At 68.7% G+C, this 374-nt stretch carries 1 protein-coding gene; it reads right to left on the bottom strand.

Annotation, left to right across the window (positions count from 1 at the left end):
- Window positions 1-374: FtsK/SpoIIIE domain-containing protein (locus tag AX737_RS23535; protein ID WP_197430700.1), on the bottom strand; the 374-nt coding region annotated here is incomplete at both ends.

Genomic DNA, 374 nt, shown 5'->3' on the forward strand with positions numbered 1-374 from the left:
CGGCCCTGGCGCTTGAGGTGGGCGACCACGCTCTCGACCTCGGCGTCCGAGCAGAACGGCCCGTGCACGCGCGTGGTGCGCCCGCCGCCGGCCATGAACAGCATGTCGCCCTGGCCCAGAAGCTGCTCGGCGCCCATCTCGCCGAGAATGGTGCGCGAGTCGATCTTGCTCGTGACCTGGAAGGAGATCCGGGTCGGGAAGTTCGCCTTGATGGTGCCGGTGATCACGTCCACCGACGGGCGCTGCGTCGCCATGATCAGGTGGATGCCCGCCGCCCGCGCCATCTGCGCCAGCCGCTGGATCGCCCCCTCGATGTCCTTGCCGGCCACCATCATCAGGTCGGCCATCTCGTCCACCACGATCACGATGTAGGG

Source organism: Methylobacterium sp. CCH5-D2 (assembly GCF_001556475.1).
Classification (GTDB): Bacteria; Pseudomonadota; Alphaproteobacteria; order Rhizobiales; family Beijerinckiaceae; genus Methylobacterium; species Methylobacterium hispanicum.